The organism is Kitasatospora purpeofusca (assembly GCF_042691725.1).
GTDB classification, from domain to species: domain Bacteria; phylum Actinomycetota; class Actinomycetes; order Streptomycetales; family Streptomycetaceae; genus Kitasatospora; species Kitasatospora purpeofusca_B.
This window is the reverse complement of record NZ_CP170483.1, coordinates 108,512-122,940: the sequence shown is the minus strand read 5'-3', so window position 1 is coordinate 122,940 and position 14,429 is coordinate 108,512. Positions and strand designations below refer to the sequence as shown.

The following is a 14,429-nucleotide window of genomic DNA, read 5'->3' as shown; positions in this document are numbered from 1 at the left end:
GTGGGTGCGCCACCCGCGGAGCGTCACGGCAGACGCCCGGGTGTCGGGGTGGTGGGGTCCGAGGATGTGTTTGCTTCGGCGACCACCTGTTCCAGGATCAGGATGGCTTCGTCGGTGCGTCCGGCATCCTGGTAGGAGGAGGCGAGGCCGGTGCGGGCGGTGAGGGTGTCGGGGTGGTGGGGCCCGAGGACGCGTTCGGCGGTGGCGGTGAGGTGCTGCCAGCGGGTGACGGCGGTGGCATAGAGCCCGGCCTTCAGGAGGCTGGCGCCGGCGCGGAAGAGGAGCGGGTGGGCGCGGTCGGAGATCCAGAAGACGTCGCTGCCTAGGGCGGTGAGGGTATCGGTGTTGGCGCGAAGGATGGCGGCGAGTTCCCGGTCGTGGTGGTCTTCCTTTGGCCAGGCGTGGAAGAGGGCGTAGGCGGCGGCGAGCAGGAGCATGGTGCGGCGTTCGCGGGCTGGGGCGCTGTCGCGCACGGCGCGCTGGACGAGGCGGTGGACGCGCACGGCTCCGGGGCCGGCATTGTCCCGGCCGCTGCTTGAGAGGTCTTCCCGGCCGGAGGAGGTGTCGGCCATGGGGGTGTGGTCGAGGAGGTTGAGGCGGTGCAGGACGCGCAGGGCCTGCCGCGCGTCGTCCTCGTCGACCGGGGCGGCCTCGCCCGCTTTCGTCCGTGCTCGCCGTGGCAGCCACCGGCGGCGGGCCTCGGGCCCGGCGGCCCTCGCCCTTCCGGTCCAAGCGAGGTAGGTGCGGGCGGCCAGGGTGGGACGGTGTCGGGGATCTGGTCAGGGTTGAGGACGGTGGTGAGTTCGAGCAGGGGCGGGCGAGGCCTTCGGGCCGGCTTCGGCTGGTCTGTTCGAGGGAGATGTCCCAGAGGGCGGCGACGGTGCGCTGCTGCTGGTCGGGCAAGCCGGTGTGGTCGGGAAGGTCCTGCTCGAGGTGCCGTGCCCGATTGGTGAGGAGTTCGCGGTAGCGGGGGATGGTGCGGGCAGTGTCGGTGAGGTAGGCGGCGGCCTGCGCGAGCGCGATGGGCAGGTGTCCGAGGTCGTCGGCGAGGGCGGCGAGTTGCTCGTTGTGGTCTCCGTCGCGCAGGTGGGCGCGGTCGGGTGGCCGAGGGCCGCCCGGAGGTAGGCGAGGGATTGTGCGGGGTGTAGGTGTCGATGGGCAGGAGGGTGCTGGCGTCGGTGGTCCAGGCGCGGTGGCGGCTGCGGGTGGTGACCACGGTCCGTCCCGCGGGTACTTCCGGTGGCCACAGGCCGGTGAGGGCGGCGGGGTCGGGGGCGTTGTCGAGGATGACGAGCCATCGCCGGCCCGAGGAGTACAGCCACGTGAGGAAGCCGCGCGCGGCTTCGTCGGCGTCGGTGGTGTGGAGACCGGGTGCGGCGGCGCGGGCGGCGGCGTAGGCGGCGGTGACGGCCTGCGGATTGGTGGCGTTCACCCACACCACCAGGTCCACCGCCATCGTCTCTGTCTCGGTCGGCGGTGCTGTGGTAGCCCTGCCGGGGCCGGCTCCGTCCGTACCTGTGGCCGGGTGCGGCCCGCTCGGCCTCGCGGGTCCGGGCGCGGGGAGCCCCGGAAGCGTCCCGGCGGCGGTGCGGGATGCCTGCCAGACCTGGTGGGTGTAGTGGGCGGCGAGCTGGGTCTTGCCGACACCGCCGGTGCCGGTGACGACCTGTCCGAGGACCGCGGTCCTCCCGCCGCTTTCGAGCGCGGCCCGCAGGGCTCGGTCTCGGGGCGGTGCTGGAAGTGCCCGGCGAGGTTGGGGACCTGGCCGACGAGCACGGGCCACCGGACCTCGGCGGCGGGTGCGACGTTGTTGATGGTGAGGTCCCGGCCGACCTGGAATACGTCCCCGTGGACGGTGCTGTGGTCGACCCGGTTCGAGATTCCAGTGTGGTCGCCCTACCCCGTCGCGCCGGTACCGGAACGGGCAGCGCCCGCTCCGGCCTCGCCGGGCCCAGTGACACTTCCGCCCGTGTCGGCGCGGTTGTCGTCCCTGGTGGGCCTGCTGCGCCGGGACGGGTCGGCAGACGGGGTCATGGCCGGCCCCGGAGCCGGCTCGCAGCGCGGAGCAGGCTCCCAACCGCTCTCATGTGCTGGCGCGCGGCCTGCGCCCGCGCCGGGGCCGCTGTCCCGGCTTCCACGCACGGCCTTGCCGCAGCCCACCACGCTCGTCGACGCACCCGCGCCCGCCCCGCTCTTCACCAACTCCCGTAGGAAAGACCCCCTGTGGCCGGAATTGTCCCACCCGCCGACCCGCCCGCGCGGGCGAACACCAGGAACCACCGCCCTACGGCTCCCCGGCACCCCAGCCCGGGGTGGGTGTCGCGGCCGTCGCCGTGGTCGAGGTACAGGGGGATGCCGAATGATGCGGCTGGAGGATTTTGTCGACCAGGGCGACGACGGCAGACACGAGGACGAGGACGGCAGGGCCGCGCCCGCCTGGCGGCAGACCACCGGCTGGGTCGCCGGTGACTACGACGGGCGCGGCCGCTACGACCACCCTTGGGAGATCTTCGCCGACGACTGTGTGCTGCCAACCACAGCCGCGTCGCCGCCGCCGTCCGGCAGCGGTTCAACGGTGGCGCCCTGCTGCCGACGTCAGGTGCCGAGGACACCGCGCCGTCCGAGGGCCCGCTGCCCGCCCCGATCGCCGTGGCCCTGGAGGACGGCGATGTCACCGCAGACCTCGCGGGTCGGCTCGCCGCCTACTGGCCCCCGGCCTGACGAGCCCGCACCGCCGCTCACCGCAGTGATACCCGTTCGGGTGGTGGCCGGGTTCGGCTGCGGGGTGGGGTGGAGTGGGCAGAGCCTTCGGCATGACGGCACCCTTCACCAGGCGCCATCGTCGGCGCCGCCCGGCCACGCTCACTGTTCCTGCCTGCGCTGCGGGGCTGCCGGCCCCGGTGAGGTCGCGTTCGACCGCCGGCTTCCGCAGGACCTGGTCCAGCGAGCACCTGACCCCTGGCGGCGCGGTCGTGCGCACCACCTGGCACGAACCCGCTCTGACCAGGAGAGGACAGCGTTGCCCGAGCACCTGACCGTCGGCGATGCGGTCGCCCGCAGGCGCGTGACGGTCCCGGCCGGGCTCCACCTCTACCCGGCCGTTGCGGACGCCCTTGCCCGGGCCACCTGACCCGACACCGCCACCGACGGACCGTTGCCGCGTCCCCCGCCGGGTCGGTCGGTGGGCGGCCGGGACCGGGCGTGGCGCAGCTCTGCCTTGGGTGGCCGAGGGTCTTCCCTGTTCTGTATTCGTCACTGACCGTGGTGTTGTATGTTCGCTCCGTCTGGTGGCTGGTTGGTCCGCGTTCGGCGAAGCTCGCGGGAGCCCTGACGCGGAATCCGTTGGTGGGGCCAGGGAATCCTGAGGGGGAGAGATGGCGTATCAGGTGGAGCTGCCGCTCGATGTGGATGGCGGAGCGCAGGATGTGGTGAGGGTCGAGATCGCGCCGATTGGGGAGGACGGCCTGGTCATGGTGGCGCGGCCGGGGCAGGTGATGGTGCGTGCCTCGCGGTCTCTGGGGGAGATGGTGGCAGGGATTCGGCCGGTCGCGCAGAGTTTCGTCGACGGTTTCCGTGGCATGGTCCGCGGACCTGACGAACTGAACCTTGAGTTCGGGCTGTCGTTGTCCGCTGAGGCCGATGTGATCATTTCCAGCACGGCGGCCCAGGCCAACTTCAAGATCTCGCTCACCTGGCACCGGCCCCCGTCCGACGGGACTGGCGCCCTTGCGGAGCCGGTGCAGTGACCCCGTCGGGGTCGTACGCATCCGGCGGTATTGGCCCGAAGGCCCTGAACACGGCGGTGTTGCGGATCCGCGACACGCGGGGAGAGGCCGTGGGCCTGGGATTTCTCATCTCCCCTGAGCTGGCCTTGACGTGTGCGCACGTGGTGTCCGCAGCCCTGGGCACACCGCAGGAGCAGGAGCCGCTGGCCTCGGCCCGGCTTCAGGTCGACCTGCCGCTGCTGTCCGCGACAGGGCAGGGCAGTACGGGCGTGAGCGCGAGTGTCGAGGACTGGCTGCCACCGCAGGAGCCCGGTGGCGGGGATGTGGCGGTGCTGCGGCTGGATGACCCGCTGTCCGGCGCAGTCCCCATCCGGCTGATCGAGGCCGGGGAGGTGTGGGATCACCCGGTGCGGGCGTTCGGCTTCCCGGCCGGACGTCCGGGAGGGGTGTGGCACTCCGGTGTCCTGCGAGCGGGGCAGAGCGAGGGCTTGCTGCAGGTCGACCTGAAGGGAAGCGGCTATCCGGTCTCCAGGGGCTTCAGCGGTACCCCGGTGTGGGACGAGAGCCTGGGCGGGGTGGTCGGCATGGTGGCCGTCGCCGAGTCCGGGAAGCTGTCGGCCAGTTATCTGATCCCGACTGTTGGCCTGATGGATTCCGTGCCCAGGCTGCGTGGCTTGGTGCTGGCGCCGTCGCCGTTCCGCAGCTTGTCGGCATTCCAGGAGTCCGATGCCCAGTTCTTCTTCGGCCGGCAGGCCGAGAGTGACGAACTTGCTCAGGCGCTGATCGGCGAGCAGTGGGTCACCCTTGTGGGGGCCTCCGGGTCCGGGAAGTCGTCGCTGGCCTTGGCAGGAGTGGTGCCCCGTACGCGGGCGGCGGGTGCTCTGGCGGTCATCGTGCGCCCGACCTCGGGGAGCAGTCCGCTGACTGTCCTCGCGGCCGCACTGCTGCCCTTGCTGGAACCCGAACTGTCGGAGACGCAACGCCTGGTGCGGCTCTCCGGGCTGACCGAGGTCCTGAGACGGGGCGGGCTCGCCGACATCGTTCCCCGACTGCTGGAACTGCGGAACGGCCGCCAGCTGCTGGTGGTGGTCGACCAGTTCGAGGAACTGCTCGCGCTCGCCCCCGAAGCCGTCGACGAGCTGGCAGCCGTCCTGTTCGCTGCCGACCTCCCCTGTGCGGTCCGGGTCCTGACCACGTTGCGCGCCGACTTCCTGGAGACCGCACTGGCCCATCCCCGCCTCGGGCCCGCCCTCAGCCGGCGCCTCCACGCCCTCGGGCCACTGAGCCCCGAGCGGCTGCGTGAGGTGGTGACCGCACCCGTCGAGGCAGTCCCCGGCATACGCTACGAGGCCGCCCTCGTGGACCGCATCCTGGAGGACACCGGCACCGAGCCGGGCGCCCTGCCGTTGCTGGGCTTCACCCTCGACCTGCTGTGGCAGGAACAGAGCGGCGGCCTGCTGACCCACGAGGCCTACCAGAACCTCGGCGGAGTCACCGGCGCGCTGAGCGCCCATGCCGACCAGACCTGGAACGAGCACGTCCCGGAGAAGGACGAGTTGTCGGCGCGACGGCTGTTCACCCAGCTCGTCCGGGTCCCGACGGGCTCACCGGCCGCGACGCGCCGGATGGCAATGCGAGCCGAACTGGGCGAGCACGAGTGGCGCGTCGCCCAGCAACTCGCCGTCACCCGGCTGCTGGTGACCGGACGCAGCGCCGAGGGCGTCGAGACAGTGGAGCTCGCGCACGAGGCCCTGATCAGAGGCTGGGACAAGCTGACGGCGTGGGTGGGCGAGGACCGTTCCTTCCTGGAATGGCGGGAGTCGCTACGTCACGACATCGACCGCTGGGAGCGGGCACAGCGCTCCCCCGAGCTCCTGCCGACGACAGTGACACTCGAAGGCGCCCAGGCGTGGGTGACCGAGCGCGCCGTCGACCTGACGGCGGCGGAACACGGCTACCTGGAGCGCGGCCGGGCATACCGCCGTTCCCGGGCCCGCAGGGCGCGGACACTCCGGTCCGGCATTGCCGTTGTCGTGGTGGCGGCCGTGACGCTCGCAACGCTGTTCGCGGTCGTGCGCCAGCAGAGCCAGGAGCGAGAGGCACTGGCCACCTCCCGCGCCCTCACCCAGGCCTCGCAGGACGAGGCATCCACCGACCCTGTCCGCTCGGTGATGCTCGCCTTGGCGGCCTATCAGACCTCACCGACACAGGAAGCCCGCAACCAACTGCTGCGGACCTACCTGATGCACTCGAACAAGAACCGGATGATCTCCGGAATGCTGGGAACAGTCAGGAACATCCAGACGAGCCTCGACGGCAACGTCATACTGGCCGCCTCGAAGAGCGGCCGAGTGACGCTCTTCGTGCACGCCGTCACCGGGGACATCCGGATCACGCAGGTGCCCTCCGTCAGCGGGGTGAAGTTCCCGCTGGTCTCGGCGGACGGCAAGCGAGCCGGCTACGTCGAGGAGAACGGCAGAGCCGCCTGGTTCCCAGTGAATGCCGACAGCGACCAGCCCATGGGCGAACTGCACCGGCTGCCCGAAGCACCCGGAGCGGCCGTCGACGCGAACAAGGACATGAGCCCCACCATGTCCCTGGACGGGACCCTGATCGTCTCCAGGGTGCTGGACCACCTGATCTGGTGGGACCTGAACAGCGACACCATCGCGCGTTCGACACCCACACCCGAGGAGCACGACAAAGAAGAGATCGAACTGTGGATCAGCCCGGACAACCGGACTCTGCTGCTGAGACGCTCCGGATGGGGGGACGCCGAAAACCCGAAAGGCCTGTACGTCTACGACCCGACGACCGGTGCCACACGTTCCGTCGTGGCCAGTGCGACCGACGTGCCCCAGATCATGCTCTCCGGTGACCGGACGGCAGCGGTGGTGTGCCGCCGGCTGGCGGCCAACAGGACAGCCGTGAGCCTCATCCGGATCTCCGACGGCGCTCAGCTGGGGGAGCCGTACAGCGAGCAGGACAAGGACTTCAAGCCGGACCAGTGGGCCGGGTGCGACGTCGGTTCGGTCAACGCGACGGGCAGCCTGATGGGGCTCCGGCTCCTCGACAAGCTGACTGTGGTGGACCTTCTTCATGGCACAGTGCTCTCCCGCACACTGTCGCCGTCGGACGCCATCGCATCGGGTCACTTGGTGTCCGCAGGGGGAAAGGTCTTCGAGATCACCTGGGAGGACTCCCTGATCACCTACACCGAACTTCAGCCCGGGGAGGCCGCACCCTCAGCCGGCGACCGGCGGCTCACCAACGACGGAAGCCGCACGATCAGTGTTCTTGCCGACGGATCCGCCATCCAGTTGCGGCCCACCACCGGCAGCCCCGCTCTTCTCGCAGAGGCCCAGCGCCGAGAGCCCTACTGGGTACCAGGACTCTCCGGCGGGCTGAAGCTCAACCACGAGGGGAGCCTGCTCGCCAGCCAGGAGGGGCAGAACGTGATCGCTGTCCGCGAGGCGTCCACCCTACGGGAGGTGGCCGTCATCACCGCTGCCGTACCTCCTCCCCGGACCATGGATGCCCCGTCGATCCTGGAGCCCGCACCGACCGGGGACGCCAGTAAGTGGGAATTCCAATACTTTTTCGATTTCGCCGGAAATGTCCTCACCGTGTCAGGGACCGTAGTGCAGCAATGGGACCCGCGCACCGGCCGAGAACTCGCACACTTCGATGCGAAAGCCTTGCAGCCCAGAGACGCCACCGCAGGCCGGACACATCTCTCTGTAGGTTCGTACCCGGCCCCGAATAAAGTGTATGCGATCACGTGGGGTGACCCTGAAATCCGCATCATTGACATCACCACGGGCGCCGTCACGCAGACCATACGGACCGCCGAGGACGCCCTCGCCGTGCAGTTCGACAGCAGTGACCGCTACTTCTCACTACTTCGCCGCGGAGGGCTCGTCGAGCTCTGGCAACGTGACCCGCTCCGCAAGACACTTGGCCCGCTGCGCGCCATCGCCGAGGACACGAACACCTCTTTCGTCGCGCGGTTCATCGACCGGGACGGCCGCTTCCTGATCGCGGCCAACAACGCTGTACGGACTTATCGCGTCGGGGATCGTGCCCCTGAGAACTCGTACGAGTTCGGCGAAGCGCCCGGCAGCAGCTCGAACCGTTCGTACTTGTTCGTTGACTTCTCACTGGATGGCAGCAAGGTGCTCTACGTCGGCCCGTCAGGTTCCGGTGGCGCCCTTGCACTGGACCCGCGGACATGGCGGCGCGAGCTGTGCAAGATCATCGGCTACCGGCAGTTCACAGAAGACGAGCGGGCCAGCCTTCCGGCACGCCTAGAAGAGCAGCCACTGTGCACCGAGCGATAGGGGGGAACGAACAACCGGAGGACCGAGTGGTACCAGGCGCACGGAACCTCGAACACCACCTGCCCGTCGGCCGATTCGTCCAGCCGCACGGGCACCGGCCTTCGGTGCTGAGCGGGTGCCGGATCGGGGCGGCGGGGCCGTGCTCGACCAGGTCCTCGAGGCGGGCCGCGCCGACGGGTCGGCAGGCGGCTCGGTGATGGCCGGCCTCTTCTCGGCCTCGAGCCGCGGGTCCGCCACAGCCGGGTGCAGTCCGGCTGGCGGGGTGCCCGGGCCGGGTATGGCTCGGGTCCGTGTCGATGGGGGCAGGGCCTCGTTGGCGCCCTGCACGCAGAGGCCCCCGCCGCCGGGTGACCCGGTCGCGGGGGCCTCTTCAGGTCTCGTCCCGGGTCGCCGAGCGCGTCGGCAGGGCGCGCTGCTCTGTCGCAGGCAGGCCTCTGGTGACAGCGGACATAACTGGTGAGCGGACCCGTGTCAACGGACTCGCCGAGATCCTTCTGGGTGGACGTTCCAGGTCCCTGCCGGCGGACAGCTGATCTCCCTGTCCGGTGTGACAAGTAGTCACTTGTTCGGGTGAGTGCTCGCCAGCGCGTGGGGCCGTGGTCAGCTGTCGCGTATGACGCGGTCGCGGTAGTCCTGGAACGAGTGCCAGCCGTTCGGGTCGTCCGGGGCGAGGAAATCGCCTTCGGAGATGTCGATGACTCGGCAGCCGACTGCTCCAGCGATCGCGAACACGGCTCCGAGGACGTCGTCGCCAGCGCCACGGACATGGAGCATGATCGAGTCGACAGGGGTCTCGGAACCGAGGCTTAGCTCAATGGACCAGGCCGGGCCGGCGAGGCGTCCCCAGGTCGGATCGGAGAAGTCGATGCCGGGGAGCTGGTCCAGTAGAGCGGCCGTGACCTGCTCGTGGGATCCGAGCGGCGGGGTGGCGAGGTCGTCCGGGAAGTCGTCGACCGAATCGAACCCGGCGGGGACGGGCAGCAGAAGCAGGTCCCAGCTCATGAGGTCTCCAGCGATGTGGTGCTGATGCGCCGCTGACGATAGCGCTGACCGATGACAGTGCGGCCCTCAGGCCAGCGGGATGACGCCCCTGCCGGTGGCGGCCTGGGTGAGGCGGTGGCTGGAGCCCTCGGTCAGGATGATGTGGGCGTGGTGCAAGAGCCGGTCGACCGCGGCGGTGGCGAGCGTCTTGGGCATGATCGAATCGAATCCCGAGGGGTGCAGATTCGAGGTCACGATCACCGAGCGGCGTTCGTAGGCGGCGTCGATCACCCGGTAGAACGCCTCGGCAGCGGTCTGGCCGCAGGGCAGCATGCCGATGTCGTCGACCTATGCGGATATCGGCATAGATCGACCTATGCCGAGACCGCGACTATGCCGAGAAGGATGTGGGCGAGCATGATCGCGGGCAGCGTTGACGGCTGTTCTGCTCGGCATAGCCGACGGCGGGGGCTATCCGGCCCAGGGGTTCGGTCCCTGCTTGAGGACGGCGAGCGCGCGCGGCTGATCGGTGGGCCAGAGGTCGATCTGGTAGAGAAAGTGATCGCCGGGGCCGCCGTTGGTGTCGACAGGCGGTGGGTCAGAGGGGATGTAAGAGACCCGGGCTCGCAACAGCCCTGCGGGGACGGTCATGCTTGGCCCGTCCTCCGGGTGGACTCCCTGGGCTGGAGACGGTGAGTTGGCCAGTCGAGGCAGCCAGGTCCACCTCCACGATGTGCTCAGCCGTTGGCTCGACCATGGGCGCGAACGCGTGGACGGAAATCAGCGATTCGACCATGTCGTCCCGCGCGGTGCCGACGGAGATCGAGTGCGGTTCCACCCCGATGCGGTGAATGTGGACTGATTCCTCGGTCCAGCCGACTGGCGGGAGGTTCGGGTCCGTTGCGTGTTCAGCCATCCACGCGTCATAGGGCTCAAGATCTTGGACATAGAACTGCCCGTGACCGGCATCGATCAGGAACTTCAACGAATCATCAGCTACCGCCGCAGGCTGTCGAAGCGGACTGTCACTGCCAGCTCGGCTCACGATCACAGGCGGTCGAGGAGCGCGAGGACCTTGTCGGTGGGCTGGTAGCGGCCGGGGCGGGCGGTGACTGGTGCGGTCAGGGAGAGTGCCTTCTCCTTGATGGTCATGTCGGCGTGGACGTAGGCGTCGGTGGAGCGGACGCCGGCGTGGCCGAGCCAGTGCGCGATCACTGTGGTGTCGACACCGGCCTGGAGCAGGGACATTGCGCAACTGTGGCGTAGGACGTGGGGGTGGACGCGCTTGTCGAAGAGGGTCAGGCAGGCTTCGGCGGCAGCCTGGACATGGATGGCCAGGCGCTGGGCGACGGCGTCGCGGGTGAGGCGCCGTCCGGTCCGGGTGCAGAACAGCGGTTCGCCCCGCTTGCCCGAGCGTTCACCCAGCCAGGCCCGCAGCAGGTCCTGAACGGTGCGGTCCAGGGGGACGGCGCGGTGCTTGCGGCCCTTGCCCTCGCAGCGGACGGACGCGCCCTCGCCGAGCGTGACGTCGTCGCAGTCCAGGCTGGTGAGTTCGGACACGCGCAAGCCGGTCTGGACGGCCAGGGCCAGCATTGCTTTGTCCCGTCGTCCCTCCCAGCGCCGCAGGTTCCGTGCTGCGAGCAAGGCGTCGACTTCTGCGGCCGTCAGGAAGGTCACGTTCCTCTTGTCGTAGCGTTTGGGCGGGATGTCCAGGACGCGCTGGATCAGGAGGGCGTATTCGGGGTGCTGCAGGGCGGCGTAGGAGAAAAGGGAGCGGATCGCGGTCAGCCGGACGTTGCGGGTGCGGGCGCTGTTGCCGCGTTTGTCCTCCAGGTAGTTGAGGAAGGCGGAGGCAGCGTCGGCGTCCAGGTCGGTCCAGTCCAGTCTCTCCGGGGCGGTGCCCGTGCGCTGGTGGACGAACCCGAGGAGGAGGCGGAGCGCGTCGCGGTAGGCGGCGACGGTGCGCGGGCTCGCCTGACGCTGGCGGACCAGCCGGTCGGTGAAGAACGACTGGAGGGTGGGGGCAATCGAGGTCACGGCCGTGCCTCCTTTCCGATGCCTTCGCGGCGGTTCGCCGCCAGGGCCAGCAGTTCCGGGGCCGCTGACATGTACCAGTAGGTCGAGGACGGCTCCCGATGCCCGAGGTAGGTGGAAAGGGACGGGATCCTCGCTTGGACGTCGGCGCCGTTGCGATACCAGGCCAGCAGGGTGCCGACGGCGAAGGTGTGGCGGGGGTCGTGCAGCCGGGGCGGTTTGGGGGCGTTGGTCCCGACGCCGGCACCGGTCACCATCTGTCGGAACGTGGGGGCGACGACGGCGCAGATCAGACGCTTCCGGGTGCGCGAGACGAAGAACGACGGGTCCGCGGGACGCGGCGCGTCCTGGTCGCGGAGGGCGTCGTAGCGGCGGAGCGCGTCGACGCCGCTGGCGTCCAGGGGAACGAGTCGGGATTTGCCGAACTTGGTCTCCCGGATCCGCAGCACGCCTTCGGTCCAGTCGATGTCGTCGTGGTCGAGCTTGATGGCCTCTCCGACCCTCATACCGGTGGCGGCGAGCAACCCGACCAGGGTGCGGTACGTGGCCGCTCGCAAGGGCGGGCCGAGCCTGTCGGCCTGCCCCATCACTGCGGTGACGTCGGCGTCGGAGTAGATGAACGGCTGCCGCCAGCGCTGCCGGTGCGGCAGCAGGCCCAGCGGCGGGATCTCGGTTGCCGGGTCGATGCCACTGAGATAGCGGGCGAAGCCGCGGACCGCGGTGATCCGCCGCGCGCTCACGGTCGTCACCACCTCGCCTTCCCGCGCCCGGAGCCAGGCCAGCGCGGCGGCGACGGTCACCGTGGACTGCCCGCGTTCATCCAGGAAGGCGACGAAGTCCGGCAGCAGCCAAGCCGCCTCGGCCAGCTTGTGCCCCAGCGACCGGCGGAGCCGCAGGTAGTCGTCAAGTGCGTGACGCAGTCCGGTCATGCCGCCTCCGTCCCGGGCCAGGGGCGGGCGACCGCGCGGAGTGCGGTGAAGTCGACCTTCGCGTAGAGCGCGGTCGTGGCCAGGTCCTGGTGGCGCAGGACCTGGCTGATCGCCGTCAGCCCGGAGCCCTGCCGCAGCATCTCCCCGGCCAGGGCGTGCCGGAGCCGGTGCGGGCCGACGGTCGGCAGCCCGGCCCGCTTGCAGGCCCGTTCCACCACGTCGCCCACCAGGTCGGCGCGGATCGGTCCGCGCGGTGCCCGCTCCGTGACGAACAGGCGACGGGTGCTGACCTGGGGACGGGCTTCGGACAGGTAGGCGACCAGGGCCTCGCCGACGTCCACCGGCAGGGGCAGTCGGCCCTCCCGCCGCCCCTTGCTGCGGATCGCGATCGCCCCCGAGCGCCAGTCCACGTCCTCCAGTCGCAGCCGCGATACCTCGACCGAGCGCAGACCCAGACGGGCCAGCAGCGTCAGGATGGCGTAGTCACGCACGCCGACACCGCCCACGCGCGGACAACAGTCCAGGAGCCGTTGGACATCGGCCGCGGACATCGTCGGCGGGACCGCTGCCAGGCGCCAGCCTCCGACCGGCGGCACGGACGCACCGAGCTTCATCGGGATCAGCCCCCGCAGGTGCAGGAACCGCATCAGCGAACGCAGTTCGGCGACCTTCCCCTTGGCCGAGCTGGCCGAGACCCGCGCGCCTCCCGCAGTAGGAACGCGTTGAGGTCCGCGCCGCTCAACCCGGCTGGGGAGAACACCCCGCCTGGCATGGCCTGCTCGGCCAGGAAGCGGTGGGCGGTGTTCGCGTAACGCAGGACGGTGGTCGGCGACAGCCCACGCTCGCCGGTCATCCAGTCGCGGAACTCCTCCAACACGACATCCAAGGGCGACACTTCGGCCCTGGGCGGCGGGACAAGCCCGGCCTCGCGCAGATATGCGAGCAGGGGCCGCATCCCGCGCGGTCCCGGAAGCCGCCGGTGGCCTGCATGCCGCTGGTCGTTCAGGAACCGCTTCACGGTCTCCTCGCCGAGCTCGCCGATCTCAAGTCCCAGCCTGGACAGCCACACCCCGACCTGGCCCAGATCCTTGAGCATGTTTCGCGTGGCCAACGTGGTGTATCCCCGAGCCGTCAGCCAGGACCTGTAGCCCTCGACATGCGGTGCGAGAGCACCGGCCTTCCTGCGTGTCCCCGCCATCAGAACCCCCTTCCCGCAAGGCGCCCTGCCTCGCGGTCAGGTGCTGCCCACCCCCGGCACTATGCAGAGATCCGAAGGCCCGGATTCACACGAACGAGGGCGCGGCGTGGCAATCTTCGGCATAGCCGCGGTCTCGGCACAGGTCGACCTATGCGGATATCGGCATAGATCGACGAACTGGGATACATGGAACTCGACCGCAGGGGCGCCGAACTGTTCTTCCAGTTTCTGACCGAGAGGGAGGAGAAGAACAGTGCTGCGATTGCCTCCAACGAGTCGTTCGGCGGCTGGACGAAGACCTTCACTGATCCCCGACTCTGCGCAGCGATCGTCGACCGCCTCACCTTCGGTGGCAACATCATCGAAACCGGCACCGACTCCTACCGTCTCGCTACCACCCGTGCCCGTGCCCGCGCCGAACGGCAGGCTGCCAGCTGATCGCGGCGGTTGGCGGACCCATAAGGTCTCTTGATCGTGGCCGACGGGACGGTCTATCGTCAGCTGACCTACCGTTTTGCTGACCGGAAGTGTTCATGCCTCGCCGCTCACCAGGCGAGATAAGGGATCAACTCCCGCGACGTGTCAACCGCGTCCGACACAGTCGACCTGCCGTCATCCGGGGACTGTCAGCCTCAACAAACAGGCAAATCGGATCTTTTGAACGCGTGCACGGGCTCCCGGCTGGCGAGGTCGCGCACGCGTTCCGCCGCTGGGGCCGCACGATCAGACGTTCCCGCCAAGGGCTCACGCCCTACTACGGCCCTGACGAAACCGACCTTCGGAGCGGCGGCTATCACGTTCGCACACTGCTGGAATTCGCTCTCCACGCGCTCCGGACCAAGGCCCGGCGAGAACTGCGCGCAGCCCTCGCGCCCCTCGACGACCAGGTGCTCCGGCGGACCCTCAACAACCCCTTTGCGCCGTCCGACCTGCCTTGGTGGAAGCGCCGGATCGAAATCTGACACGCCAAGGGATCACTCCCACACACCCAGAGCGCTGCTATCTCTCATCAACATTTCCATGCCCCGAGATCACCGACTGCTGCCAGAACCCGGCAACAACTGCTTCTACTTCTCACCTACGAAGCCTGCCGTACCAAGGTTCACGTCGCCGCCGAGCGTGCCCGGCGGCTCAACAGCGGGGTGTGGATCGACGCGGTCGAGGCCAAGCTGATGTCCGCCGACGACGTCTACGCCGTGGTGCACGACCGCTGCATCGTGAT

Annotated in this window: 11 protein-coding genes and 2 pseudogenes; 5 read left to right on the top strand and 8 right to left on the bottom strand. The window is 69.6% G+C overall.

Annotated features, from left to right (window positions below):
- Positions 1 to 23: 23 nt before the first annotated feature.
- Positions 24 to 572, bottom strand: a complete 549-nt coding sequence (locus ACFCLZ_RS00610; protein WP_380282570.1) for a tetratricopeptide repeat protein — start codon at positions 570 to 572, stop codon at positions 24 to 26.
- A gap of 1,927 nt (positions 573 to 2,499) precedes the next feature.
- Between ACFCLZ_RS00610 and ACFCLZ_RS00605 the strand changes: the two genes are divergently transcribed.
- From ACFCLZ_RS00605 to ACFCLZ_RS00595, 3 genes are all read left to right on the top strand, one after another.
- Complete coding sequence (locus ACFCLZ_RS00605) at positions 2,500 to 2,721, top strand: hypothetical protein (RefSeq protein WP_380282569.1); 222 nt, start codon at positions 2,500 to 2,502, stop codon at positions 2,719 to 2,721.
- Positions 2,722 to 3,374: 653 nt separating this feature from the next.
- Positions 3,375 to 3,746 (top strand): CU044_2847 family protein, encoded by a 372-nt coding sequence (locus tag ACFCLZ_RS00600; RefSeq protein ID WP_380282568.1) that lies wholly within the window; start codon positions 3,375 to 3,377, stop codon positions 3,744 to 3,746.
- On the top strand, positions 3,743 to 8,065 hold the full coding sequence (locus ACFCLZ_RS00595; RefSeq protein WP_380282567.1) for a trypsin-like peptidase domain-containing protein: 4,323 nt from the start codon (positions 3,743 to 3,745) through the stop codon (positions 8,063 to 8,065). The genes ACFCLZ_RS00600 and ACFCLZ_RS00595 overlap by 4 nt, the downstream gene beginning before the upstream one ends.
- 600 nt (positions 8,066 to 8,665) lie before the next feature.
- On the opposite strand, the gene ACFCLZ_RS00590 is transcribed toward ACFCLZ_RS00595, so the two are convergent.
- The 7 genes and pseudogenes from ACFCLZ_RS00590 to ACFCLZ_RS00560 all read right to left on the bottom strand — a co-directional run bounded on the left by ACFCLZ_RS00590 (position 8,666) and on the right by ACFCLZ_RS00560 (position 13,105).
- Positions 8,666 to 9,067, bottom strand: a complete 402-nt coding sequence (locus ACFCLZ_RS00590) for a hypothetical protein (protein ID WP_380282566.1) — start codon at positions 9,065 to 9,067, stop codon at positions 8,666 to 8,668.
- A 66-nt stretch (positions 9,068 to 9,133) separates the two neighbouring features.
- Positions 9,134 to 9,394 (bottom strand): annotated as a pseudogene (locus ACFCLZ_RS00585) (ATP-binding protein); the annotation flags it as partial.
- Between the two features lie 250 nt (positions 9,395 to 9,644).
- A complete protein-coding gene (locus ACFCLZ_RS00580) occupies positions 9,645 to 10,031 on the bottom strand; it encodes a hypothetical protein (protein ID WP_380282565.1) in 387 nt (128 codons plus the stop codon).
- 62 nt (positions 10,032 to 10,093) lie between these two features.
- A complete protein-coding gene (locus ACFCLZ_RS00575) occupies positions 10,094 to 11,083 on the bottom strand; it encodes a tyrosine-type recombinase/integrase (RefSeq protein WP_380282564.1) in 990 nt (329 codons plus the stop codon).
- Positions 11,080 to 12,009: a tyrosine-type recombinase/integrase gene (locus ACFCLZ_RS00570; RefSeq protein WP_380282563.1), complete on the bottom strand. Its 930-nt coding sequence runs from the start codon at positions 12,007 to 12,009 to the stop codon at positions 11,080 to 11,082. Before ACFCLZ_RS00570 ends, ACFCLZ_RS00575 begins: the two co-directional genes overlap by 4 nt.
- Positions 12,006 to 12,560, bottom strand: a complete 555-nt coding sequence (locus ACFCLZ_RS00565; RefSeq protein ID WP_380286399.1) for a tyrosine-type recombinase/integrase — start codon at positions 12,558 to 12,560, stop codon at positions 12,006 to 12,008. The genes ACFCLZ_RS00570 and ACFCLZ_RS00565 overlap by 4 nt, the downstream gene beginning before the upstream one ends.
- Before the next feature lie 95 nt (positions 12,561 to 12,655).
- The gene (locus tag ACFCLZ_RS00560; protein WP_380282562.1) at positions 12,656 to 13,105 is read right to left on the bottom strand and encodes a hypothetical protein; all 450 of its coding nucleotides are present in this window, start codon (positions 13,103 to 13,105) and stop codon (positions 12,656 to 12,658) included.
- 270 nt (positions 13,106 to 13,375) lie between these two features.
- Between ACFCLZ_RS00560 and ACFCLZ_RS00555 the strand changes: the two are divergent.
- Positions 13,376 to 13,645 (top strand): annotated as a pseudogene (locus tag ACFCLZ_RS00555) (ATP-binding protein); the annotation flags it as partial.
- Positions 13,646 to 13,872: 227 nt separating this feature from the next.
- Complete coding sequence (locus tag ACFCLZ_RS00550; RefSeq protein ID WP_380282561.1) at positions 13,873 to 14,169, top strand: hypothetical protein; 297 nt, start codon at positions 13,873 to 13,875, stop codon at positions 14,167 to 14,169.
- Positions 14,170 to 14,429: the final 260 nt, after the last annotated feature.